Genomic DNA, 23,239 nt, shown 5'->3' on the forward strand with positions numbered 1-23,239 from the left:
GGCATCATGGCCCTGACACCAGAAGTGGAGTTTGAGGATATCGAAGATGACAGCGAAGTCATTGAAACCTCTAAAACATACAAAATAGATTTTGAAAACGGAAGAATTACAAATGAGCTGATTACCGGGCTTGAAGCGATCAGACAGTTTGTGTATATCGCCTTACAAACAGAACGATATGCGTACTCCGTATACAGCCATAATGTCGGAAATGAGCTGCAGGACGTGCTTACAGATCATGAGACGACTGATGCCTACAAAAAAATGGAGATTCCAAGGCTCATAGAAGAGGCACTTGTTTATGATGACCGGATTTCCGCTGTAACAGATTTTGAGATAGAAAAAAAAGGCGATGCGTTTCATGTTTCCTTTGTAGTCGAGACAGATGAAGGATCGCTTGAGATTGAGGAGGTGATTGGCGCAGATGTTTGAAAATCAGACCTTTGAAGAGATAATGGAGCGTATGCTGAACAGCATCTCCGCAGATATTGACACAAGAGAAGGCAGCGTCATTTATAACGCATTAGCCCCGGCGGCAGCCGAGCTTGCGAAGTCGTATATATGGCTGAACACCGTGCTCGAGCTTGTGTTTTCTGATACCGCGCAAGGAGAGTTTTTGGACCGGCGCGCTGCGGAAGCGGGGATTGAACGGACAGCTGCAACAAAGGCAGTGAGAGCAGGAGAGTTCACAGCTGGCGTCAGAATTCCTGAAGGCTCCCGCTTCTACGTGGATAATCTTTATTTTCAATATACAGGAGATGGGACGTTGGTCTGTGAAACGCCGGGAGAAGCAGGAAACGCCAATTTGACCGGACGCAATCTGTTGTCACTGGATACTATCCCGGGATTGGAAAAAGCGATTGTCAAAGAGATCCTGATTCCCGGGCGTGAAGAAGAAGGAGACGATAGTTTAAGAGAACGGTATTTTACGAGGGTTCGTCGCGAGGCTGTCAGCGCTAACAAAATGCATTACAAAGAATGGGCTGAAGAAGTGGACGGGGTTGGAAAAGCAAAGATCTTTCCGCTTTGGAACGGAGACGGGACGGTTAAAATTGTCGTCACGAATGCCAACCTTGAGCCGGCTTCTGAAATCTTAATTCAAAAAGTGAAAGACTACATTGACCCTGAGCCCGGTCAGGGCGAGGGGCAGGCGCCAATCGGAGCCGTTGTCACAGTGGAAAGCGCGGTCTGGAAGGAAGTTGAGATTTCTGCCGAGGTGCTGCCTGAGATCAATCACTCAATTGATGAAGTGAAGTCAGAAATTGAGAAGGGCGTTTTAAATCTCTTTAAGAAAATGGCGTTCGAAGACAATGTCATCCGCCTTTCTCAAATTAATAATATCGTCTATAATTCGCCGTCTGTCAGTGATTATTCCAATATTAAAATCAACGGCACTTCCGAAAATTTAGTGCTGAGCGACGTAGAAATCCCTAAGCTTGGGCAGGTGAAGATCATTGAGCAAACAAGATGACATGACAGCCTATCTGCCTCCGTTTCTCACCAGCCTTAAAGAAATGTCGGAGCTCCTGAAAGCGGAAGCGCCTGAGTTTGAACAACAAAATAACAGCATATTTGATCTGACAGACCAGTTATTCGTGCCAACAGCAACATGGGGGCTCAGCCGCTGGGAAAAGATTTTAAACGTGCCGCGGGAATCAGGAGACACCGACGAAATCAGGCGATTGAGGCTCATTTCAAAAATGTCGAACATTCCGCCAATCACATACCGGGCCATTGAGCAAGCGGTGAATCGTTTCTTAAAAAACCCGTCGGCACAAGTCCGCCTGCTGCCCGGTGAATACCGCTTTAATGTAGACATCAATATTGATGATCTCCAGCACATGAATGAGCTGATCGAAGCATTGGAAAATATGAAGCCGGCACATCTGGCGTATACGCTCAGAGGCGGATTAAATGAGACGCTCCAAATAAAGGACACAGTCATCCTGAATCATCGAAGATACCGAACAGCCAGTGAGCTGAAGGTCGGTTATTCTGTCACCCTTAACAACAATGAGGTGGTCTTAACTTGATTTCAACCATATACAGAGAACGCACAGCTGCCGATCTGAAAAGCAGGATTCATCACGTGCTGCTTAACGGCCAAGAAACAGAAATAGTGGAGCTCACCATTGACGGTGCAAAAGTGACTGTTCTGACAAAACGTGAGGAAGATATTAAACATATCGAAACGGTACAAATTTTTGACGAACTGGGCAATGTCATTACAGAAAGAAAAACAGACCTGGACGTCAGCGAAAACAGAACACTTGATTTCAGATTTACCTTTGAGGTGGTGTAAACATGGCATACGAAGAAAAAACCGACTGGCTCCCGGACGATCCCATCAACGAAGATGACGTCAACCGCTGGGAAAAAGGCATAAAAGACGCCCACACAGACCTGGCAGCCCACAAAAACGACATGAACAACCCCCACAATACAACAAAAGAGCAAGTCGGGCTGGGGAATGTGGATAATGTACAGCAGGCGGCGAAGAAGGATTTTGACAAGCATATTTCAGATGAAACCATACACATTTCATCTAGTGAGAGGACAAAGTGGAACAACGCACAATTAACTAAGTTAACTGATGAAAAAGGAAAATATCTAGCAAGCATCCAAAATGGTCTGGATTTTCATAAAATTGTGGAAGAATTGGATCAAACCTTTTTCTTTTATACTGATAAGACTGGGATCAATACCCCACCGTTTGCCACTAGAGGATTGTATATTGGCTACAAATCTTATGGAGAAGCTTTGGCAATGGATTATGAAGGAGGTACATGGCGAAAAACCCTGAATGATTCCGGCTGGACTGATTGGGTTCAATTAGAAACTTCAGAAGGCGCTCAATTTAAGGTGAGGAGCCATGAAGAAAAAACTGAAATACATGTAAATAAAAGCGATAAAGACAAATGGAATTCGGGACAGTTATTTAAAGTAACTGCCGATAACGGGACACAAAAGATTAACCTGTCATCTGGATCTTTTTATGATTCGCTCAAAGATGTTGGGACTGTTACTTTCTATGGAACAAACGCGGTCACAGATAACCCGTCAGACACAAGTCTTCGAGGTATGCAATTGGTCGGTCAGCTAGGAATAGGTATTGGCTATGCTGTGGATGTGAGAGGTAACGCTTGGTGGTTTTTCTATAACGCTAACGATAGTGCGATCAATTGGTATCAAATTGAGTCTACCTCGGGGGCGCAGGCAAAGATAGATGGCCATGCCAATAAAACAGATATCCATGTAACAAAATCTGATAAAGACAAATGGAATAATGCACAACTATATAAATTAACCGATACTCAAGGCTGCCGGACTAAAATCCCAGATGGGACTGACTTATTAACGTTGCCATCTGGCTTTTATTATGCATTAGGGAATGTCATAATAAACAATCCTGTTTCAGGAGATGGATCATGGTATAACTATGATGTAATTGAAACAGGGGGTGGCGGCCGAAAAACCATTTTTGCATCTAGAAGTTACGACGGAACCTTTTGGATGGCAACGATTCATACAGACGGCGTGTTTAAAGGCTGGAATAAGGTCGAGACTGAGGCAAGTGCTCAAACCAAAGCAGATAAAGCGCTAGCTGATGCAAAAAACTATGTTGACACAAATTATACAAATCAAAAATTAACTGTCTTAACAGGAACAAATGCAATCCAAGATGCGAGAACAAGCGGAAATGATTACCCATCCGGAATCACTTTTATGGATATAGGAGCTAATAACACTACAGGATACCCGCTCACTTATGGATTTGTAAAAAATGAAAAGCATAGTAATTATCGCTTTACTCAGTATTTCTATGGTAATGCAGACACAACTAATGGAACTTATGATCATGTCGGTTCTTGGATCCGCCATTGGTGGGCTGATTCAGGCTGGACAGCTTGGCAGAAAATTTCTGGATTTGCACATGCCAATATTCGGGCTAACAGCATACAATATTTAAATAAAGCTAACCATACAAAAATTCAGTTTAAACGCAAAATAAAAGATAGTCATAATGCTTTTGACACAAATAATAGTAGATTCGTTGCCCCTAATGATGGAATGTTTTTAGTGGGAGTTGGGCTGTATATGATAAATACACCGGCTTACATCAATTTTCATCTGAAACTCTATCTAAATGGATCATTGTATAAACCAATTGACCATAAGAGAGGGGACTTTGTTGATAAGCAAAATGAAATGTACCTTGGATTAAATGGTAATGTAACCGTTCCTATGAACAAAGGTGACTATATAGAGATCTATTGTTATTGCAATTATAGCGGTGATGATAGAAGAGGTGTATCCGATTTTAACGAGCTATACAACTATATAGACGTCCAAGAACTTGGAGGACTTAACTATCCTACAGTATAAGATAGGAGGCAAAATGATGATCGCAGAAGCAATCATGTTTAAATACCCCAGTGCAGACCCAACAAGAGATTTTATCGTTCGAAATGACGGGGAAGGGTCTTATATAGCCGAGTGGAACCTGCGCTCGCCCATCCCAACACAAAAAGAACTCGAAACCTGGTGGGAAGAGCTGCAAAAAAATCCGCCGTACGAGCCGCCTGATCAGGTGGAGGTACTAGCTCAGGAATTGTCGCAGGAAAAGCTGGCACGCAAGCAGCTTGAAGAGCTAAACAAAACGTTGGGGAGCGAGCTGTCAGATATAAAGCTTTCATTATTATCTTTGAAAGGAGAGAGTGCTGAATGAATTATTGGGTGCTTGCCTTACATTATGATTGGGCGACGACAGATATGGTGAAACAGGCCGTCGCATATCAAGACTGTTCATTTGAGGATCTGGCAGAAGGCGTGAGCAAAAAACTGATTACTTCTGACCAGTATGAAGAAATTACCGGTAAAGCCATGTAGGCTTTTTTATTTTGCTCGTTTTTACATGAAAAGGAGGATAAAAATGGTCAAGTATCAATATGAGTTTCCTCTCGATAAGACTGGAAAAGCTGGAGCTGTGAAGCCGTATAGAGGAGAAAAAACCGATTTTGTCACACCTGTTTCGAATCTGTCAGGTGTAGCGGAGATTTTAACAAATGCCGCGCTTAAGGCCACTGAGGCATACAGTCAGCTCGGACAAGACCGGCTTGGCGCAGTTCTGATTTCGAAAGTAAAGGGCTGTGCGTATGCAGATCGTGAAGGCACGCTCTTTATAGAAGAAAGCGACAATAACAATATTTGGACAACGACGGCAGCAGTCAATGTAGCTGCGGGTGTCCTGACAGCGACTGACTGGGTGTATATCACAAAACGCTATTACCGCTTCCGATATGTGAACGGAAATCTCCAGCAATCGGAGTTTGTGTTATATCAATCAGTCGGCGCAGGTGAATTGGACGTACGCTTAAATGAAAATCTTCCTTTGCAAATTGATTTTAAGGAAAATCAGACAGATGACGGACGGCTGAAAGTGGAGGCCGGCAAAACAATTGATTTTGTTTTTCATGAGAATGCCGAGTCGGCTGGCGAAGGTGCTGCCTTATCCGTAGAAGGCGCCTCGCATTTACTCGTTGAAGTATTCGGCACAGCGGAAACGAGTGAGGTGAAATTTTGGGGAAAATCTTTGTCAGGACAGAAACTTCCAATTAAAGGTGTGAAATCGGATGATGCTTCTGCCGCTTGCAGCACCTTAGGCAAGGATGAGGCTTGGTCCTTTGATATTAAAGGCTTTAAGGAGATCGTGATGGAGATTGCCAGCATGACCGGCGGGAGTCTATCAATTAAAGGAACCGCGGTCTCTTAACCATTGCGATTGGCCTCGGAAAGGAGGTGATTCATATGTAAAGGAGGAGTGAATGATGCAGCAAGACATAGATGTTAATGTCTTTCAGCAGGATTTAGCAGACATAAAAGGTGAACAAAAAGCGCTGGAGCAGAGGGTTTCCGCATTAGAACGAGTGTCTGACCGGCAAGACCAGCAAATCATGACGCTCAACGAAAAATTAAACAAAATTGAAGAAAATACAACATGGATTAAACGCTCCATCACAGGTGCCATCATCACAGCAGTGTGCACAGGGATCATCGGCGGAGCCATCGCCATTATGTACAACCTGCTGCAGCATTAAGGGGGATTATCATGAAAACGTATGATAAAGGCACGGTCACTAGGACGGTGCTTCTTTTGCTTGCGCTCATCAACCAGAGCATGCTGATGCTTGGCAAATCACCATTGGATATACAGGAAGAGCAGGTGAATCAGCTTGCAGATGCTCTGTATTCAGCAGGATCAGTGATCTTCACAATTGGGACAACACTAGCAGCTTGGTTTAAAAACAACTATGTAACAGAAAAAGGGAAAAAGCAACGCGACTTGCTAAAGGAAAATAATCTGACGAAATAAGGAGAGATGAAAATGGTTAACATTATTCAAGACTTTATTCCGGTCGGTGCCAATAACCGCCCAGGCTACGCGATGACACCTCTTTATATTACCGTACACAATACAGCGAACACGGCAGCAGGCGCCGACGCCCAAGCGCATGCCCGCTATTTGAAAAACCCTGATACGGCAACAAGCTGGCATTTTACAGTTGATGATACAGAGATTTATCAGCATCTGCCGTTAAATGAAAACGGCTGGCATGCAGGAGACGGGAACGGAAGCGGCAACCGGGCTTCTATCGGGATTGAAATTTGTGAAAATGCGGATGGCGACTTTGCAAAAGCAACTGCTAATGCCCAGTGGCTGATCAAAACATTGATGGCTGAACACGCTATCAGCCTCGCTAACGTGGTGCCTCACAAATATTGGTCAGGGAAGGAATGCCCTCGCAAACTGTTGGATACGTGGGACTCGTTTAAAGCGGGAATTGGCGGTGGCGGCAGCCAAACTTATATCGTGAAACAAGGTGACACACTTACATCCATAGCGAGAGCGTTCGGTGTCACTGTAGCTCAGCTGCAAGAGTGGAACAATATCGAAGATCCAAATTTCATTCAAGTAGGTCAAGTGTTAATTGTAAGTGCCCCCTCGTCCGCTGTAGAGCCAGAACTCTATCCGCTCCCTGACGGCATCATTCAACTGACAACACCATATACCTCAGGCGAACACGTCTTTCAGGTGCAACGAGCGCTGGCGGCTCTCTACTTTTATCCTGATAAAGGAGCTGTGAACAACGGAATTGACGGCGTTTACGGGCCGAAAACTGCTGACGCGGTTGCGCGTTTTCAGTCTGTTAACGGTCTAACCGCCGACGGTATCTACGGACCTGCGACAAAAGCGAAGATCGCTGCTCAATTAAGCTGATGAAAGAACATAAAAATCCCGGAGTTGCTCCGGGATTTATTTTTTCTTCCTCAATTTTTTTAGAATTCCCGCACTCCGCTCTCTCACCCGAAGCGAATACCCGGACAAGCCAAACCTCCCGTAATCAATAACCTTCACACGCCGCACCAATTTTTTCACTGTATCACCTGACATTATCCTCTGTTTGTTTTATTATATGTAGTCCCTTAAGAAAAGGAATAAGGACAAGAGCTGTTTTCCCTTGTCCTTTTAGTGTGATCATGCTTTTTTTCGTTTATACTCATCAATCAGCCGTTCGTTTTCTTTGAAGATTCTTGCTGTGTGCGGACTGACTTGATAGCTTGCGACACTGGTGGTTGAACGTTTTTTCAGGATTTTGAACGGTTTCTTTGCCTGTGGATGGCATCCGTTTTGAAACGCGTTTTCCATTATCCTTCACCTTCCTCCTCAATTGGCAGCACCAAATCATATATGCTCGTTAATGATGTGAAAAGCAAATAATCAAACTCTGTTACAATGCTGTCAGACGTCAGTTTGATGACATAGCTCTGTGTCTCGATTGTAAAGGGAATGAGCACTACTTTCCCATACTGGTCGTAATAGACATCCTTTCGATCCAGCCTCGTTTGTACGTCAGCGGGATCCTCCATATGCTCTGTTAACCGGTCTTTATCAGGCTGTGTCGAATAGTGACAAAGACTGGCTGTCAGATTCATTTTATCAGCATAGGTTTTCAGCAGTTTATCAATTCCTTGAGCATATGCTTCTATACTTCCATAATAAACATGAATCGGTTCGTTTTTCAATAGATATTGGTATGTTTTCAGCCGATCAAGATACATGTGGAGCATTTCGTTGTTTTCTTCGAGAATTTCTCTTGTGTCTGTTTCCAGTTCACTGCCGGCCAGCTTTTTAACATAAGCACTCAAAAAGATAAACGCGTCAATTAAAGCAAAACTGACAGCGACAATCACATACCGCTCCCAGTTTGTGAACAGGGAAGAGGGATCATATGTCCAGTATATCATGGCACCAAAAACAAACAGCAAATACCATGTTTTTCGGATGGCGGACATTTTTTCTTTGACCTTCGCTTCGAACCGCCACGTGGCGTATACGTAAAAGCCTAAAGCGGCCATAGTGCACCAGACCATGATTTGAAAGAATAAAAGCATACATCAATCCCTCGCATCGTAAATAGGTTCTGATTATTGTATTCTAGAAATGCGGCTGGTTTTCCTGTTTCATCAAAAAAACCGCTCCTTTGACAGAAGCGGTGAGACATTAAAAAATCATATTTAAGATAAAGTAGGCGATGGCACCAAGTGTCGCTGAAATTGGAAGCGTGATGACCCATGTAATGAGCATCCGCTTAGCTGTGCCCCAGTTTACGCCTTTTACCCGGTGTGATGCACCGACGCCAAGGATTGATGAAGAAATGACGTGGGTTGTACTGACCGGCAAATGAATAAATGTGGCGCCGAAAATAATGGCTGCCCCGGTTAAGTCAGCGGATACACCGTTTACCGGACGAATCTTCATGATTTTTCCGCCAACGGTTTTAATGATTTTCCATCCGCCGATTGAAGTTCCGAGACCCATGGCTGTCGCGCAGGCGAATTGCACCCAGGTTGGAATATCATTAGCAGAAGTATGTAAATTTGCTGTGATGAGAGCCATTGTGATAATTCCCATTGCTTTTTGCGCATCGTTTGTTCCGTGTGTATACGATTGCAGGGCAGCAGTTATAATCTGCACTCTGCGGAATTGCTTGTTCGTTTTCGCCAAATTGCTGTCTTTGAAGATCAGCTTGACGATGGTGTAAAGAATATAACCAAGGACAAAGGCAATAATTGGTGATAAAATGAGTGCCTCAATGATTTTAATGAAGCCCTTATAATTTAACGCAGTAAATCCGGCTGCCGCTACGGCTGCACCGGCAATCGCCCCGATGATGGCATGGGATGAGCTGCTTGGGATGCCATAATACCAAGTGAGCAGGTTCCACGCTATTGCTGCGATTAAAGCAGCCAAAATAACAACAGAGCCATTTTCCAAAGTATAAGGGTCTACAATATCTTTCGTTATGGTTTTGGCAACACCTGTAAACGTCATTGCTCCGACAAAGTTCATCACTGCCGCCATTATAATGGCATGGCGCGGTTTTAACGCTTTTGTTGATACTGAAGTCGCAATTGCGTTCGCCGTATCATGAAACCCGTTGATGAAATCAAACGCCAGAGCAAAAATGACAATTAGTATCGTTAATATAAATAGAATATCCATTTTTATCCCTCGTTACGCGTTTTTCATAATAATGGTTTCAAGATTATTGGCAACACTTTGGCAAGAATCGGCAATTTCCTCAAGCGTTTCGTAAATTTCACGATATTGAATGACTTTAATTGGATCTGTTTCATTTCCGAAAAGATTCTTTAATGATTTTCTGTGCAGGTTGTCACAGCTGTGCTCATACTCTTTAATTTTGATCGCGTGAGGCTGAATATCCTTTAAGCGGTTTTCTGCCAGAAGCTCAATGGTTATCAAAATTTCTTTCGCGCATTCTCTGATGTAGCCGCTGAATTTATCGATATGCTCGTCTGATGAAGTAATTGAGAAAATCTCCATCATGGCAGAGAAATGTTCGATTCCGTCAAGCACATCATCCAGGCTGTTTGTCAGCTGAAGGATATCCTCGCGCTCAATAGGAGTGATGAATGCTTTGTTAAGCTCTTTGATCATGACATGAACATGATTGTCACCTTTTGTTTCATATTCCTTTAACGTATCTGCAAACTCTTTAAGCGTCGTTTGGTTAGTGACCTTAAAATTCAAAAAATATTCTGCAGTTTCGTCTATGTTCTTTGCAATTTCTGTTAAAAGGAGTGAGAACTTATCTTTTTTTCTTCTTATCATTAAAAACCCTCCATAGTTTGAATGAACAATGCACACATCAAATTATTATATAGCCTTTTGTCGAAAAAAAACAGGAAAAGTCGAAAAAAACGCGGCTTGACTTTTTCAGTAAAACGTGTCTCCTTATTTTGGCCTACTTCATCTCAAAAAAACAAACCAAGTTTGCAAAATCTTTCTGGTTAACGTAAAAAGTATATCAAAAGTTGTGTTTTTTTTGTCAACATTTATCTTCTGATTCACCAAAAAACGATTCCCTAAACAAGGGAACCGTTTTTTTTAGCTGGCTTTTCGTTTTTGCATCCAATAATACAAAGGGAGTCCGGCCAGGCCGATGAGAATTGATAATCCGCAGCTTAATGTGTCTGTAATGAGTGTGCTTCCCAATACAAAGAATGAACCTGCGATCGCCAATATCGGCATGAACGGGTAAAGCGGGACACTGTAAGCACGCGTTTTTCCCTTTGTTTGTTTCCGAAGAATAAATACTGCAAAAAAGGCCATTACGTAAAAGATATAGATCATAAAAATAGAGATTTCAGAAAGCTTATCAGGGTTGCTGATGAGCATCAGGATAATCGCTACAGCAATTTGGAAAGAAATTGCAATCCATGGTGTGCGGAATGTCGGGTGCACGCGGGACAATCTCTCAGCAAAAGGCAGCTGTTTTCGTTCAGCCATTGCAAAGGTCACACGCGGGAAAGAAAGAATCTTTCCGTTTAAACAGCCGAAGATGCTGACAATAATTCCGATACTGATCAGCTTTCCGCCGATTGAACCGAACAGCATGCTGGCAGCAGTGCTTGTTGCATTTTCTCCAAGTGTCACAATCTCGTTCGCAGACAGGATGTGAAGCAATGCAAAGTTAATGAAAATATAAATTGCTGTTACAATTAATAATCCGCCCGTCATTGCGCGTGGCAGCAACTTTTCGGGATTTTTCATTTCTCCGCCGAGAGCCGCAAGCAGGATCCATCCGTCATAAGCAAACAATGTAGCCAAAATGGCTGCCCCGAAATTCATATCAGAAATGCTTTCGTTTACTGCCGTAAAGATATGCTGATCGCCTTTCCAAAGACCGAAAATAATGATACAGGCAATCGGAATCAGCTTTCCGACCGTAGTCAGTGTTTGAACAAAACCGCCGTATTTTGTACCAATAATGTTAATCACACATAAAAAAATAACTGCTATAATACCGATTACCTTTGATAGTCCTGAACCCCAGCCAAAAAGATTTGCCATTAAAGATCCAAAATATAAACCGAGTGCACCGATAATCGCCGGGCCGTAAATAATAATCTGCACCCAGCCGCATAAAAATCCCCAAAACTCGCCGTAAACTTCTTCAAGGTACGTGTAAAGTCCGCCTGTTTTCGGAATCTGCGTACCGATTTCTGCAATCGTCAGTCCGCCTGCCAGCGTTAATATACCGCCTAACAGCCACGCAAATAGCGCAGTCTTTGAGTCTCCTGAATAAGCGAGCACAGCGCCGGGCTTCATAAAAACGCCGGAACCAATAATGGTTCCAATAACAAGAGTAAGGGCAAACAAGAGGCCTATCTCTTTTTTCAAACCGTTTTCTTCATTATGCATGTCCTTAACCTCCTATGATGAAGCTTCGTGATGAAGAATCTATTTTTCATATTGTAAACCCTATTTTAGAAAACTGAAATAAAATAAATTTTCTGATTTTCGATAATTGCTATATTTACATTCGTGAAATCTGTGAAAACGTCTATTTTTTATCTCTTTAAACGAATAAAGGTGAGTATAATCTTTTGTATTGTTCGTGTTTTATGAAGGATGTTCAAGTGGAGAATGAACACAATAAATGGCTGGCGGCGGGACTTAGCAGGATGCCGGACCCAGATGAAGCTGATATGTTGACTTTCGTATGTGAATAAAATATCTTGTAATTAGGAAAATAAATAGACAGCTTTGATATAATATCTCGAAATCGAGATAAATTGACCTGGAGGGACAGCATATGAAAGTCAACGGCATTCACCACGTGTCCGCATTAACAGCTGACGCGCAAAAAAACTTGGATTTCTATAGTAAAGTATTAGGATTAAAACTTGTCAAAAAATCCGTAAACCAAGATGAACCGACGATGTACCATCTATTCTACGGAGATGAAGTGGCAAATCCGGGAACGGAACTGACGTTTTTTGAGATTCCCCGCATTGCGCCGTTTCATGCTGGAACAAACAGTATTTCTTCGATTGGATTACGTGTTCCAAGCACAGACGCGCTGCATTACTGGAAAGAACGTTTTGAAGAGCATCAGGTGGCGCATAGCGGTATCGCCCAAAGAGCTGGACGTGACATATTGGCGTTTGAAGATCATGAAGGACAGCGCCTTGTGCTGACTGCTGATGAGAAAGGCAAAGGTTATGGTCTGCCTGTTAAACAAAGCGGCATTCCGGAAGAAGTTTCATTTCGCGGGTTAGGGCCTGTTGAACTGACAGTGCCATACGCTGAACCAACCTTACACGTATTAACCAAAATTCTTGGATTTACAGAGATCAGCCGGGAGCCGGTTGAAGGACAGGGAACAGCGGTCATTTTAGAATCTGGAGAAGGCGGTGCGGCCACAGAAATCCATTTAATTGAAAGAAATGATCTTCCGCGCGAACGTCAAGGAAAAGGAAGTGTCCATCATGTCGCATTTCGCGTGAGAGATGAAGAAGAGCTTGCTGGATGGCACCGCATCATCAGCCTAGAAGGCTTTAGCAACTCAGGCATCGTTGAGCGCTACTATTTCAAGGCACTGTATTTCAGAGAACCGAACGGCATTCTGTTTGAGTTATCTACAGACGGTCCGGGCTTTATGGTTGATGAAGAAATTGATGAGCTTGGCCAAACCATCGCTCTTCCGCCTTATCTTGAGCATAGAAGAGAGGAAATCGAAGCAAGACTGAAGCCGATTCAATAACGATATATTGTGATTCTTTGCCTTCCGGCGTCACCGGAAGGCTTTTTTTGTTCAAAAACGGGTGTGTTTTTATTAATATTTTAAATTTTGACATATACCGCATGTTGATTAGGTAGAAAATATCAGATTTGAATCAGGATAAAGACTCAAAAACCTTTGTTTTTATGGACAGATCGTATGAATTGGTTTCGGCAAAACTATTGCCATTGTTTATTAATAGTTTTTTCACATTTGCTTGTTACACTATTTCAAAGGTAGACGAAAAGGAGTGAAGACACACGTGGAAACGAAAAAGCGAGAGCTGGACATCTTCCTGATTCTCATTTTGCTCGCATCTGCATTCTTAAATATCTATAACATCTGGAATGACGATACGGTGAATCCTTATTACACCGCTGCCGTCACAAGTATGATGCAAAGCTTTCATAATTTTTTCTATGCCTCATTCGACGCGGCGGGGTTTATAACGGTTGATAAACCGCCTATTACGTTCCAGATACAAACCATCAGCGCACTTATATTCGGTATGCACGGCTGGAGCGTCATCCTGCCTCAGGCACTTGCTGGTGTAGGTTCTGTCCTTTTAATGTATCTGTTAATAAAACCGACATTCGGTAAGACGGCAGCAAGGATCGCCTCTTTCATCATGGCATGCACACCGATTGCGGTGGCTGTCGCCCGGACAAATAATGTTGATGCGTTACTGGTATTTTTCTTATTGCTGGCTACATGGCTTCTCTTTAAAGCCATCAGAAAAGGAAAGCTGATCTGGCTGTTAGCAGCATTTTTCGTAGTTGGTGCAGGTTTCAACACAAAAATGCTTCAAGCTTATATGATTTTACCGGCTTTCTTATTGTTCTACCTGATTGCCGCAAATGCCACAATCAAGAAAAAAATCATTTCACTAGGAAGCGCATTAGTCGTATTAGCGGCAGTTTCGTTATCATGGCCGCTCATCGTTGACAATATCCCTGCCAGCAAACGTCCTTATGTCGGAAGCAGCCAGACCAACTCTGTTTTGGAATTGGCTTTCGGATACAACGGAATTCAGCGGCTGACAGGGCAAAATTCCGGCGGCGGTCAGGGCGGGTCAAGCAAAGACGCAGCAAAAGAAATGCCTTCTTCGGAGAACAGTTCATCTGACGCTCAGGCACCGCCTAATCAGTCAACAAGCAGCAGCTCATCAAACGATGACAAATCTGCAAATGGCAATATGACGGCACCGCCATCCAATGGGGAAATGCCAAGCGGCGGTCAAGGAGGCCCTCCAAACGGCGGAGGAGATGGCGGACAAGGCGGACCTGGCGGCGACAGAGGTAAGGGCGGTTCAGGCGGATCGAAAATGCAATCAGGTACAGGAATGTTCGGAACGGGAACACCTGGCCCGCTTCGGCTCTTCCAACAAGAACTATCTGATCAAATCAGCTGGCTGCTGCCATTTGCGATTTTTGGAATGGCAGGCTTGCTGATTGCAGGCGCGAGAGAAAGAAGAAGATTATCTGTTGAGCAGAAGGAGACGGTGTTCTGGGTTGCATGGCTTGCGCCGATTGCCGGATTCTTTAGTGTAGCAGAATTTTTCCATCATTATTATCTCATTATGCTGGCGCCGCCGATTGCAGCACTTGTCGGAGCTGGATGGGTTGCGCTCGTTCAGTTATACCGAAGCCATACAGGCTGGAAGTCTTGGCTTTTGCCGACAGCGATGGCTGCCACAACGGGATTTGAATTATTTATTCTGAGAAACTACAACGATCAAATCAGTATTGGATGGAGTATCGGCGTAGGAGTTATCGGTGCGTTATCTGCCATAGCTCTTCTGATTTTTAAACAGCGCCAAAAACCGCTCACATATTATATATCACTTGCAGGTCTTCTCGTATTGCTTGTGATGCCGATTTATTGGGCAAGCACACCTTTCCTGTACGGAGGGAACAGCTCTCTTCCTGAAACAGGGCCGCAGCTCGCTTCAAGCAGCGGAAAAGGCATGGGAATGAACGAGTCGAGTGTAAATGAAAAATTGATTGAGTATTTAGAAGAAAACAGCTCCGGAGCGGAATATTTATTCGCCACAACTGATTCAAACACAGCGGCTCCGTATATTATCAAAACGAAAAAGGCCGTCATGACGATCGGCGGATTCAGCGGTTCTGACCCGGCCATCACGCTGACTCAATTTAAAAAGCTCGTAAAAGAAGGGAAAGTAAAATACTTCTTGGCTTCAGGAATGGCGAAAGGCGGAAACAATGAAATTGTCGAATGGGTACAAGAAAACGGCAAGAAAGTTTCTTCTGATAAATGGCAGTCAAGCTCTGATCAGACTGATTCATCAGGTACGGCAAGCAAGAGCAACGCTTCAGGCCAAACCGGCAAAATGGGCGGCGGGACTGGCGGAATGAACCAGTCAGCTACATTATACGAACTAAATGCTGATGAGTAGGAGGAAAAAACATGAGCAGACATATTCAATATTCAATTGTGATACCTGTGTATAATGAAGAGCTTGTCATTCATGAAACCTATCAGCGCTTAAAAGAGGTCATGGATCAGACGAAGGAAAACTATGAGCTGCTTTTTGTCAATGACGGCAGCAAAGATCGCAGTATTGAGATTTTAAGGGAACACAGTCTGATTGATTCGAGAGTGAAAATCATTGATTTTTCCAGGAATTTTGGGCACCAGATCGCGATTACAGCGGGAATGGATTATGCACAGGGGAATGCAATCGTCGTTATTGACGCCGATTTGCAGGACCCTCCTGAGTTAATTTTAGACATGATTGAAAAGTGGAAGGAGGGCTATGAGGTCATATACGCCGTGCGGACAAAACGAAAAGGGGAAACCTTTTTCAAAAAACAGACAGCGGCCATGTTTTACCGGCTTCTCAGCAGCATGACAGATATTGATATCCCGATAGATACCGGGGATTTCCGTCTCATGGACAGAAAAGTCTGTGATGAAATGAAAAAATTAAAGGAAAAAAATCCTTTTGTCCGAGGCCTCGTCAGCTGGGTAGGCTTCAAACAAACGGCAGTTGAGTATGTACGTGATGAAAGGCTTGCCGGAGAAACGAAATACCCGCTTAAGAAAATGCTGAAGCTTTCAATGGATGGCATTACGACATTTTCACATAAACCGCTGAAGCTGGCAAGCTATGCCGGGGTCTTAATGTCAGGCGCAGGTTTTCTGTATATGTTTATCGTGCTGTATTTGAAGCTGTTCACTGACAGCACCATTACCGGCTGGTCATCGCTTATTGTCATCCAGCTCCTGTTCAGCGGCATCGTGCTTCTGATATTGGGGATGATTGGTGAATATATCGGCAGAATCTATGATGAAGCCAAAGACCGGCCGCTTTACATCGTACAGAAATCGTACGGGATTGAAAATAAAAGACTCTATAGAGACCAGCATATGTCCTGACCAGAAACCCCTGTCCTTTACGGACAGGGGTTTTTATGTATCAAAGTAAAAGATGCTGATATGGAAGGGAGAAGGAGAGAAGAAGGGATTGTGAGCTTGCACTGCGGTTCAGGCAAGCTGAAATTAGCTGTTAGATTGAGGGGTTTTTAAGAAACGCATGATCACAGCCGTACCTGTTATGTTTAATAGAATACTGGCACCCAGTGTAACTCCCCATGCCAATGTTGCTGCAGGAAGGAGATAGCTTAGCATCAGAAAAGCCAATCCTGCGCAAATCATGCTCAATCCCATGGTTTTCATGTCATACCTCCTTTTAAACAATGTTTCAAGCATCTGATTAGAATGAAATCAGCCTGTATCATATACGGATGTATCGGTAGAAAGTTTCATAGAGTAGATCGTTCTTTTGTCTAACAAAAAGCCTCAGACCGCTTTTGCGGCCTGAGGCGCTTTTCTTAAGAAGGTGTTTCTTCTTTTTGATCGAGTTTGATTTTTTTCGTCATTTCTTTGCCGTTTCTGAGAATTTTCACTTCGACGGTGTCGCCGATATTTGCGTCTTTGTATAGGATATTGCGCAATTCGCTGCCTGTGTTGATTTTTTTGCCTTTTAAGCTGATGATAATATCTTCGGCTTTCAGCCCGGCCTTTGCAGCAGGGGAGCCTGAAGCGACTTCACGGATGTATACGCCTTTATTCAGCTGGCTGCCGAATAAGCCAAGTGTGCCTTCTTGATAGTTTTGCGGCACCTGTTCCAAATCGAGCATGCTGACACCGATATATGGACGTTCAATTTGCCCTTTAGACAGCAATTCTTCAGCTATCGGTTTGACGTCGTTGCTTGGAATGGCAAATCCGATGCCCTCAACATCATCTTCACTGATTTTCATGCTGTTAATGCCGACAATTTTGCCGTCTGTATTTAACAACGGACCGCCGCTGTTACCCGGGTTAATTGCGGCATCAGTTTGAATCACGTTAATGCTTGTTTGACCGGCTGATGTTGACATTGAAACTGTTCTATCCACGCCGCTTACAATTCCTTGTGTTACTGTGCGAGACAGGTCTTTACCGAGCGGATCTCCAATTGCAATGACGGTTTCGCCTGTTCTGAGATCCGATGAATCACCGAAGTTTGCTACCTTTGTTACGTGGTCATCACTGATTTGAAGAACCGCTAAATCTGTTAAAGAGTCACTGCCTACAAGCTTTGCTGTCACATCAGTGCCGTCGTATAAGGACACTTTAAGTGAAGTTGCGCCTTCTACAACGTGGTTATTCGTAATGATATAAGCCTTGCCGTTCTCTTTTTTGAAAATGACACCCGATCCTGAGCCGCTTTCTGTATCTTCGCTAGAATCAGAGCCGGAACCAAACAAAGAGCTGTTTGACTGAGCCTGAAGGTTTGTGATACCCACAATCGCCGGTGAAAGATCTTCCACCATATCTGAGATTTTAGAAGAATCCTCGCTCTTAAATGCAGATGAGCTGCTTGAGCCCGTCGAGCTTTTGCTTGATTCAGAGGAGGTGCTTTTAGCTGTAACAGATTGAGTTTGCTGCTGGCTGGACGTCTGTTTCGCTGCGTCCTGAGAATCGTGGTCGCCAAGCGGTGTGAACGTATAAATGCCAAGGGCGAGACTTCCGCCGATGACTCCGCCAAGCAGCGGCCTGAACCATCCGAATCCGCGCTTTTTCTTCTCTTGATCATGAATCACATTGCGGGCTGAGTAAGAAGGGTTTTGATCATTCTCTTTCGTTAAAAAAACCTCATTCTCTTGTCCTTCTGTTCTATTTTCGTCACGATAGTTATCCATCATGTTCACTCCGTTTCTCTCTATTTTCAACTCATTACATCTTGATTATGGCAGTTTTATGACTTGATTTTATCATAAACAAAAACTGTGGGATAAAAATGAAAACTTTATGGGAAATTGTGAAAAAGTACGAAAACCGGTACACTTTATAAGGAATATTGTACATGAAAGGGCTGAAACAATGGAACCAATCGGATTGATCGGATATGGCAGCATGGCGGATATGTTCGCCAGACAGCTGCTGAAGCATAAACAAATAGAGGAAAATGAGCTGTTTGTTGAGACAAGAACTAAGGGCGATCGGCTTCAGGCATTGCTCGCTGACTATCCAAACGTTTCGGCAAAACCGCTCGAGGTATGGGCGGAAAAGTGCGCGTTGATCTTTATATGTGTCCCGCCGCTCCATGTCATTGAAACAGTGCGCCGGCTGCACCCGTATGTGAACCGGAATACTCATATTGTATCCGTTGCGGCTGGTGTGCCTCTGCGGCTTTTAGAGGCTGAAACGGCAGCTGGAATATCACGGGTGATCCCGGCCATTACATCTGAAGCAGAAGCCGGCATCTCGCTGGTTGTTCACAGTGAAGCTCTGGCGGCACAGAAGAAAGAACGTTTGGATGAACTGTTATCGGCTTTCAGCAGTGTGCGAGAAATAAAAGAATCCAATTTGGATGCCGCCAGTAATCTGACGAGCTCTGCTCCTGGCTTCATTGCCGCAGTGTTTGAAGAATTAGCGCTGGCGGCTGTGAGAAACAGCGGCCTGACAAAAGAAGAAGCCTTTGATTTCCTGATACACTCACTGTATGGGACAGGCAAGCTGCTGATTGAAAAGAAGATGTCCTTTGAGGAGACGCTGAACCGTGTTGCAACGAAAGGCGGAATTACAGGAGAGGGGGCGGCGGTGATACGTGCCTCCGTGCCGAATGTATTTGATCAAGTATTTGAAAAAACACTCGAAAAATATGAGCAGCTGACAGAACAGGCAGCAAAAGAAACATGAATCCTTGAAAGAGGATTCTTTTTTATCTCTGACCGTTAGTGATTTTTCCCAGCTATATTGCATTTTTCCTCTTTTTTTAATATAATCTGTTAGAATATTCATAATTTAGTAAAAAAGGAGGAGCGCTATGAAACTGTACATGTCAGTAGATATGGAGGGTATTTCAGGTCTTCCGGATGATACCTTTGTTGATTCCGGCAAGCGTAATTATGAACGCGGACGGCTGCTCATGACCGAGGAAGCAAACTACTGTATTACCGAAGCGTTTAACAGCGGGTGTACGGAGGTGCTGGTGAATGACAGCCATTCGAAAATGAATAATCTGATGGTTGAAAAGCTTCATCCGGAGGCAGATTTGATTTCCGGCGATGTTAAACCATTTTCGATGGTACAGGGGCTGGATGATACTTTCACGGGCGCGTTGTTTCTCGGTTATCACGCAAGAGCTTCAACTCCCGGTGTCATGTCCCATAGCATGATTTTCGGTGTTCGTCATTTTTACATAAATGATCAGCCTGTTGGTGAGCTTGGATTAAATGCTTACGTTGCCGGTTATTACGATGTCCCGGTATTAATGGTAGCCGGTGATGACCGGGCGGCCAAAGAAGCTGAAGAGCTCATCCCGAATGTCACAACAGCTGCTGTTAAACAAACGATTTCAAGATCTGCAGTTAAATGTCTGTCGCCTGCGAAAGCCGGCCGGCTGCTGACAGAAAAAACCGCATATGCCCTGCAGAACAAGGATAAAGTTAAACCGCTTACACCGCCTGACAGGCCTGTATTGAGCATTGAATTTGCCAATTACGGCCAAGCTGAGTGGGCTCATCTAATGCCGGGTACAGAAATCAAACCGGGAACCACAACCGTTCAATTTCAGGCGAAGGATATGCTTGAAGCCTACCAGGCTATGCTTGTCATGACTGAACTGGCGATGCGAACATCATTCTCCTAAAGGGGTGTAAAGGCTTTGGCAAGATATATAATGAAGCGTTTTTTGGCAATGGCAGCTACGATTTTGGTCATTACCACCCTGACTTTTGTTCTGATGAAGGTCATTCCCGGGTCTCCTTTTAATGAGGAGAGGGGTACAAATGAAGCGGTTCAAAGAAATCTCGAAGCCTACTATCACTTAGACGATCCTCTCATTATCCAATACACCATCTATCTAAAATCCATCATTACATTTGATTTTGGCCCTTCAATTAAAAAACCGTCAGACAGTGTAAATGATATGCTGGAACGCGGATTTCCCGTTTCCTTCGAACTTGGGATGGCAGCGATTGTCATTGCTGTGATCTCAGGGCTGATACTTGGCGTAACCGCCGCGCTGCGCCGCAACGGCTTTTTGGATTACGCCGCGATGAGCCTCGCGGTACTCGGCATTTCCATCCCGAATTTTATTATGGCGACGTTGCTTATTCAGCAGTTTGCCGTCAATTTTAAACTATTTCCCGCCGCTACGTGGACGAGCCCGATCCATATGGTGCTTCCGACCGCAGCGCTTGCAGTTGGACCGATGGCGATTATCGCCAGGCTGACAAGATCAAGCATGGTCGAAGTCCTGACACAGGATTATATCCGCACAGCGAAAGCGAAAGGGCTGTCTCCGCTCAAAATTATCGTAAAACACGCACTCAGAAACGCGCTCATGCCCGTCATTACCGTACTGGGAACACTCGTTGCCAGCATTTTAACAGGAAGCTTTGTTATTGAAAAAATCTTTGCCATTCCCGGAATGGGAAAATATTTTGTCGAAAGCATTAATCAGCGGGACTATCCCGTGATTATGGGAACGACCGTTTTTTACAGCGTCATTTTGATCGTGATGCTGTTTTTGGTCGACTTGGCCTACGGTCTGCTGGACCCGCGCATTAAACTGCATAAGAAAGGGTGAAGCGTATGAATCTCCCTGTACAAACAGATGAACGCCAGCCGCAGCAGCACGTTCAGGTGCCGGACGAATGGTTTGTTCCGAATCAGGAAAAGACCCAAGAGACCGATTCAGTCAAACGGCCGAGTTTGTCCTACGCGCAGGATGCCTGGAGGAGGCTGAAGAAAAATAAACTAGCGATGGCCGGGCTTTTTATTCTTTTATTTCTATTTGTGATGGCAGCAGTCGGTCCTTTTTTATCCCCTCATAGTGTCGCGCGCCAATCGCTGACAGAACAAAACCTTCCCCCTTCTGCAGATCATTGGTTCGGTACAGATGAGCTTGGCCGGGATGTGTTTACACGAACATGGTACGGAGCGAGGATTTCATTATTTGTCGGAGTGATGGCTGCACTGATTGATTTTTTGATCGGTGTCATTTACGGAGGCATTGCCGGCTATAAAGGCGGCAGAACAGACAGTGTTATGATGCGGATTATTGAAGTGCTGTACGGGCTGCCGTATCTTCTTGTTGTCATTTTGCTGATGGTCTTGATGGGTCCGGGGCTTGGCACCATTATCGTAGCGCTGACTGTTACGGGATGGGTCGGCATGGCGAGAATTGTAAGGGGCCAGGTGCTGCAAATAAAAAATTACGAGTATGTGCTCGCCTCGAAAACCTTTGGTGCGAAAACCTTTCGCATCATTCGCAAAAATTTGCTGCCGAATACAATGGGCGCGATCATCGTACAAATGACTTTAACTGTACCTACCGCCATATTCGCAGAATCATTTTTGAGCTTTCTCGGTCTCGGCATTCAAGCACCGTTTGCCAGCTGGGGTGTGATGGCGAATGACGGCCTGCCGACCATTTTATCTGGGCATTGGTGGCGCCTGTTCTTTCCTGCCTTTTTCATCTCATTAACGATGTACGCGTTTAATGTGCTGGGGGACGGATTGCAGGATGCACTGGACCCTAAGCTAAGGAGGTAGCTGTATGGAGAAAGTTCTGTCAGTCAATGATCTGCACGTTTCTTTTACGACTTACGGCGGGACGGTTCAGGCGGTCAGAGGCGTGAGCTTCGATTTGTACAAAGGCGAAACCTTTGCCATTGTCGGTGAATCGGGCTGCGGCAAGAGCGTCACCTCGCAGAGCATTATGGGACTGCTCCCGCCCTATTCAGCGAAGGTGACAGACGGCAGCATTTTATTTAAAAACAGAGACCTTTGCCGTCTCTCTGACAGAGAAATGAGGAGCATAAGGGGAGCGGACATTTCAATGATTTTTCAAGATCCGATGACGGCGTTAAACCCGACGCTGACTGTCGGAGACCAGCTGGCAGAAGCGCTTCTTCGTCACAAGAGGATGAAGAAAAAGGCTGCTGAGAAAGAGGTTCTTTCTATGCTGGCATTGGTCGGCATTCCAGATCCTGAAGCACGCCTGAAGCAGTATCCCCATCAATTTAGCGGCGGCATGAGACAGCGGATTGTCATTGCGATGGCGCTGATCTGCGAGCCTGATATTTTAATAGCGGATGAACCGACAACTGCCCTTGACGTCACCATACAGGCGCAAATTCTGGAACTGTTTAAAGAGATTCAGAGAAAAACAAAGGTTTCTGTCATTTTGATCACACACGATTTAGGGGTGGTTGCGCAGGTTGCTGACAGGGTGGCAGTGATGTATGCCGGAAAAATAGCGGAAATTGGCACGAGAAAAGATATATTTTACAAGCCGCAGCACCCTTATACAAAAGGGCTGCTGAATTCCGTCCCGCGGCTGGATCTTGAGGACGCGGAGCTGATTCCGATTGACGGCACGCCGCCGGATTTATTTTCACCGCCGCCGGGCTGTCCATTTGCCGCCCGCTGTCCGAGCAGAATGATCGTGTGCGACAGGGTATACCCTGATCAAACCGTTAGATCCGGCACGCACGCTGTTCACTGCTGGCTTCAGGATAAACGGGCTGAGCACGTGGTGCTGCCGGGAGCGAAGGATGAATAAC

Annotated in this window: 27 protein-coding genes; 19 read left to right on the top strand and 8 right to left on the bottom strand. The window is 44.6% G+C overall.

Annotated elements, in window-relative coordinates; genetic code table 11:
- Positions 1-6: 6 nt before the first annotated feature.
- Genes HC660_RS07010 through HC660_RS07060 form a run of 11 tightly spaced genes read left to right on the top strand, consistent with a single transcriptional unit; the run spans position 7 to position 7,279 of the window.
- Positions 7-432: a DUF2634 domain-containing protein gene (locus HC660_RS07010; RefSeq protein WP_168747513.1), complete on the top strand. Its 426-nt coding sequence runs from the start codon at positions 7-9 to the stop codon at positions 430-432.
- Positions 425-1,471, top strand: a complete 1,047-nt coding sequence (locus HC660_RS07015) for a baseplate J/gp47 family protein (protein WP_168747514.1) — start codon at positions 425-427, stop codon at positions 1,469-1,471. The genes HC660_RS07010 and HC660_RS07015 overlap by 8 nt, the downstream gene beginning before the upstream one ends.
- Complete coding sequence (locus tag HC660_RS07020) at positions 1,455-2,033, top strand: YmfQ family protein (protein ID WP_010333912.1); 579 nt, start codon at positions 1,455-1,457, stop codon at positions 2,031-2,033. Before HC660_RS07015 ends, HC660_RS07020 begins: the two co-directional genes overlap by 17 nt.
- Positions 2,030-2,302 (top strand): hypothetical protein, encoded by a 273-nt coding sequence (locus HC660_RS07025; protein WP_010333913.1) that lies wholly within the window; start codon positions 2,030-2,032, stop codon positions 2,300-2,302. Before HC660_RS07020 ends, HC660_RS07025 begins: the two co-directional genes overlap by 4 nt.
- Positions 2,303-2,304: 2 nt before the next feature.
- Entirely contained in the window at positions 2,305-4,386 is a 2,082-nt protein-coding gene (locus HC660_RS07030) for an XkdV family phage structural protein (protein WP_168747515.1), read from the top strand.
- A 13-nt stretch (positions 4,387-4,399) separates the two neighbouring features.
- A complete protein-coding gene (locus tag HC660_RS07035) occupies positions 4,400-4,729 on the top strand; it encodes an XkdW family protein (protein WP_168747516.1) in 330 nt (109 codons plus the stop codon).
- Positions 4,726-4,890: an XkdX family protein gene (locus HC660_RS07040; RefSeq protein WP_168747517.1), complete on the top strand. Its 165-nt coding sequence runs from the start codon at positions 4,726-4,728 to the stop codon at positions 4,888-4,890. Before HC660_RS07035 ends, HC660_RS07040 begins: the two co-directional genes overlap by 4 nt.
- Positions 4,891-4,933: 43 nt before the next feature.
- A complete protein-coding gene (gene xepA, locus HC660_RS07045; protein WP_168747518.1) occupies positions 4,934-5,773 on the top strand; it encodes a phage-like element PBSX protein XepA in 840 nt (279 codons plus the stop codon).
- Positions 5,774-5,828: 55 nt separating this feature from the next.
- A complete protein-coding gene (locus tag HC660_RS07050; protein WP_168747520.1) occupies positions 5,829-6,098 on the top strand; it encodes a hemolysin XhlA family protein in 270 nt (89 codons plus the stop codon).
- Positions 6,099-6,109: 11 nt separating this feature from the next.
- Complete coding sequence (locus tag HC660_RS07055; RefSeq protein WP_010333919.1) at positions 6,110-6,373, top strand: phage holin; 264 nt, start codon at positions 6,110-6,112, stop codon at positions 6,371-6,373.
- A gap of 12 nt (positions 6,374-6,385) precedes the next feature.
- Positions 6,386-7,279, top strand: a complete 894-nt coding sequence (locus tag HC660_RS07060) for an N-acetylmuramoyl-L-alanine amidase (RefSeq protein WP_168747522.1) — start codon at positions 6,386-6,388, stop codon at positions 7,277-7,279.
- Between the two features lie 36 nt (positions 7,280-7,315).
- Here the strand turns inward: HC660_RS07060 and spoIISC are convergent, their stop codons facing one another.
- The 6 genes from spoIISC to steT form a co-directional block, all read right to left on the bottom strand.
- Positions 7,316-7,453, bottom strand: a complete 138-nt coding sequence (gene spoIISC, locus HC660_RS07065; protein ID WP_128568473.1) for a three component toxin-antitoxin-antitoxin system antitoxin SpoIISC — start codon at positions 7,451-7,453, stop codon at positions 7,316-7,318.
- An 84-nt stretch (positions 7,454-7,537) separates the two neighbouring features.
- On the bottom strand, positions 7,538-7,708 hold the full coding sequence (locus tag HC660_RS07070) for a three component toxin-antitoxin-antitoxin system antitoxin SpoIISB (RefSeq protein ID WP_010333922.1): 171 nt from the start codon (positions 7,706-7,708) through the stop codon (positions 7,538-7,540).
- Positions 7,708-8,454 carry a toxin-antitoxin-antitoxin system toxin SpoIISA gene (locus HC660_RS07075; RefSeq protein ID WP_010333924.1) on the bottom strand — a complete coding sequence of 249 codons (747 nt, stop codon included), beginning with the start codon at positions 8,452-8,454 and terminating at the stop codon, positions 7,708-7,710. Before HC660_RS07075 ends, HC660_RS07070 begins: the two co-directional genes overlap by 1 nt.
- A 109-nt stretch (positions 8,455-8,563) precedes the next feature.
- The gene (locus HC660_RS07080) at positions 8,564-9,565 is read right to left on the bottom strand and encodes an inorganic phosphate transporter (RefSeq protein WP_010333925.1); all 1,002 of its coding nucleotides are present in this window, start codon (positions 9,563-9,565) and stop codon (positions 8,564-8,566) included.
- A 12-nt stretch (positions 9,566-9,577) separates the two neighbouring features.
- Positions 9,578-10,195 (bottom strand): DUF47 domain-containing protein, encoded by a 618-nt coding sequence (locus HC660_RS07085; RefSeq protein WP_010333926.1) that lies wholly within the window; start codon positions 10,193-10,195, stop codon positions 9,578-9,580.
- A 276-nt stretch (positions 10,196-10,471) separates the two neighbouring features.
- Positions 10,472-11,788: a serine/threonine exchanger gene (steT, locus tag HC660_RS07090; RefSeq protein WP_168747524.1), complete on the bottom strand. Its 1,317-nt coding sequence runs from the start codon at positions 11,786-11,788 to the stop codon at positions 10,472-10,474.
- Positions 11,789-12,182: 394 nt separating this feature from the next.
- On the opposite strand from steT, the gene HC660_RS07095 reads away from it, so the two are divergent.
- The 3 genes from HC660_RS07095 to HC660_RS07105 all read left to right on the top strand — a co-directional run bounded on the left by HC660_RS07095 (position 12,183) and on the right by HC660_RS07105 (position 16,553).
- Complete coding sequence (locus HC660_RS07095) at positions 12,183-13,133, top strand: ring-cleaving dioxygenase (RefSeq protein WP_168747526.1); 951 nt, start codon at positions 12,183-12,185, stop codon at positions 13,131-13,133.
- Positions 13,134-13,413: 280 nt separating this feature from the next.
- A complete protein-coding gene (locus tag HC660_RS07100) occupies positions 13,414-15,570 on the top strand; it encodes a glycosyltransferase family 39 protein (protein WP_168747528.1) in 2,157 nt (718 codons plus the stop codon).
- An 11-nt stretch (positions 15,571-15,581) separates the two neighbouring features.
- Positions 15,582-16,553 carry a glycosyltransferase family 2 protein gene (locus HC660_RS07105; protein ID WP_168747529.1) on the top strand — a complete coding sequence of 324 codons (972 nt, stop codon included), beginning with the start codon at positions 15,582-15,584 and terminating at the stop codon, positions 16,551-16,553.
- A 123-nt stretch (positions 16,554-16,676) separates the two neighbouring features.
- Here the strand turns inward: HC660_RS07105 and HC660_RS07110 are convergent, their stop codons facing one another.
- Both HC660_RS07110 and htrA read right to left on the bottom strand, forming a co-directional pair.
- Positions 16,677-16,853, bottom strand: a complete 177-nt coding sequence (locus HC660_RS07110; RefSeq protein ID WP_168747531.1) for a hypothetical protein — start codon at positions 16,851-16,853, stop codon at positions 16,677-16,679.
- Positions 16,854-17,008: 155 nt separating this feature from the next.
- Positions 17,009-18,364 carry a serine protease HtrA gene (htrA, locus tag HC660_RS07115; protein ID WP_168747540.1) on the bottom strand — a complete coding sequence of 452 codons (1,356 nt, stop codon included), beginning with the start codon at positions 18,362-18,364 and terminating at the stop codon, positions 17,009-17,011.
- A gap of 181 nt (positions 18,365-18,545) precedes the next feature.
- On the opposite strand from htrA, the gene proG reads away from it, so the two are divergent.
- From proG to HC660_RS07140, 5 genes are all read left to right on the top strand, one after another.
- Entirely contained in the window at positions 18,546-19,364 is an 819-nt protein-coding gene (gene proG / locus HC660_RS07120) for a pyrroline-5-carboxylate reductase ProG (protein ID WP_168747542.1), read from the top strand.
- Positions 19,365-19,491: 127 nt separating this feature from the next.
- Positions 19,492-20,316, top strand: a complete 825-nt coding sequence (gene dppA / locus HC660_RS07125; protein ID WP_168747544.1) for a D-aminopeptidase DppA — start codon at positions 19,492-19,494, stop codon at positions 20,314-20,316.
- Between the two features lie 15 nt (positions 20,317-20,331).
- Positions 20,332-21,258, top strand: coding sequence for a dipeptide ABC transporter permease DppB (gene dppB / locus HC660_RS07130; RefSeq protein ID WP_168747546.1), 927 nt, complete (start codon positions 20,332-20,334; stop codon positions 21,256-21,258).
- A gap of 5 nt (positions 21,259-21,263) precedes the next feature.
- Positions 21,264-22,226: a dipeptide ABC transporter permease DppC gene (gene dppC, locus HC660_RS07135; RefSeq protein WP_168747548.1), complete on the top strand. Its 963-nt coding sequence runs from the start codon at positions 21,264-21,266 to the stop codon at positions 22,224-22,226.
- Positions 22,227-22,230: 4 nt separating this feature from the next.
- Positions 22,231-23,238 (top strand): ABC transporter ATP-binding protein, encoded by a 1,008-nt coding sequence (locus tag HC660_RS07140; RefSeq protein ID WP_168747550.1) that lies wholly within the window; start codon positions 22,231-22,233, stop codon positions 23,236-23,238.
- The last annotated feature ends 1 nt before the right edge of the window (position 23,239 follow it).

This window comes from Bacillus mojavensis (assembly GCF_012648005.1).
GTDB classification, from domain to species: Bacteria; Bacillota; Bacilli; order Bacillales; family Bacillaceae; genus Bacillus; species Bacillus mojavensis.

Bases quoted from the DNA above. Each gene is read 5' to 3' on its own strand.
- HC660_RS07110 (WP_168747531.1), bottom strand. From the start codon at position 16,853: ATGAAAACCATGGGATTGAGCATGATTTGCGCAGGATTGGCTTTTCTG.
- spoIISC (WP_128568473.1), bottom strand. From the start codon at position 7,453: ATGTCAGGTGATACAGTGAAAAAATTGGTGCGGCGTGTGAAGGTTATT.
- HC660_RS07075 (WP_010333924.1), bottom strand. From the start codon at position 8,454: ATGCTTTTATTCTTTCAAATCATGGTCTGGTGCACTATGGCCGCTTTA.
- HC660_RS07030 (WP_168747515.1), top strand. From the start codon at position 2,305: ATGGCATACGAAGAAAAAACCGACTGGCTCCCGGACGATCCCATCAAC.
- HC660_RS07050 (WP_168747520.1), top strand. From the start codon at position 5,829: ATGCAGCAAGACATAGATGTTAATGTCTTTCAGCAGGATTTAGCAGAC.
- proG (WP_168747542.1), top strand. From the start codon at position 18,546: ATGGAACCAATCGGATTGATCGGATATGGCAGCATGGCGGATATGTTC.
- HC660_RS07105 (WP_168747529.1), top strand. From the start codon at position 15,582: ATGAGCAGACATATTCAATATTCAATTGTGATACCTGTGTATAATGAA.
- xepA (WP_168747518.1), top strand. From the start codon at position 4,934: ATGGTCAAGTATCAATATGAGTTTCCTCTCGATAAGACTGGAAAAGCT.
- dppA (WP_168747544.1), top strand. From the start codon at position 19,492: ATGAAACTGTACATGTCAGTAGATATGGAGGGTATTTCAGGTCTTCCG.
- HC660_RS07095 (WP_168747526.1), top strand. From the start codon at position 12,183: ATGAAAGTCAACGGCATTCACCACGTGTCCGCATTAACAGCTGACGCG.
- HC660_RS07055 (WP_010333919.1), top strand. From the start codon at position 6,110: ATGAAAACGTATGATAAAGGCACGGTCACTAGGACGGTGCTTCTTTTG.
- steT (WP_168747524.1), bottom strand. From the start codon at position 11,788: ATGCATAATGAAGAAAACGGTTTGAAAAAAGAGATAGGCCTCTTGTTT.
- HC660_RS07015 (WP_168747514.1), top strand. From the start codon at position 425: ATGTTTGAAAATCAGACCTTTGAAGAGATAATGGAGCGTATGCTGAAC.
- HC660_RS07085 (WP_010333926.1), bottom strand. From the start codon at position 10,195: ATGATAAGAAGAAAAAAAGATAAGTTCTCACTCCTTTTAACAGAAATT.
- HC660_RS07010 (WP_168747513.1), top strand. From the start codon at position 7: ATGGCCCTGACACCAGAAGTGGAGTTTGAGGATATCGAAGATGACAGC.
- HC660_RS07040 (WP_168747517.1), top strand. From the start codon at position 4,726: ATGAATTATTGGGTGCTTGCCTTACATTATGATTGGGCGACGACAGAT.
- HC660_RS07070 (WP_010333922.1), bottom strand. From the start codon at position 7,708: ATGGAAAACGCGTTTCAAAACGGATGCCATCCACAGGCAAAGAAACCG.
- dppC (WP_168747548.1), top strand. From the start codon at position 21,264: ATGAATCTCCCTGTACAAACAGATGAACGCCAGCCGCAGCAGCACGTT.
- HC660_RS07035 (WP_168747516.1), top strand. From the start codon at position 4,400: ATGATGATCGCAGAAGCAATCATGTTTAAATACCCCAGTGCAGACCCA.
- HC660_RS07140 (WP_168747550.1), top strand. From the start codon at position 22,231: ATGGAGAAAGTTCTGTCAGTCAATGATCTGCACGTTTCTTTTACGACT.
- HC660_RS07060 (WP_168747522.1), top strand. From the start codon at position 6,386: ATGGTTAACATTATTCAAGACTTTATTCCGGTCGGTGCCAATAACCGC.
- HC660_RS07080 (WP_010333925.1), bottom strand. From the start codon at position 9,565: ATGGATATTCTATTTATATTAACGATACTAATTGTCATTTTTGCTCTG.
- htrA (WP_168747540.1), bottom strand. From the start codon at position 18,364: ATGGATAACTATCGTGACGAAAATAGAACAGAAGGACAAGAGAATGAG.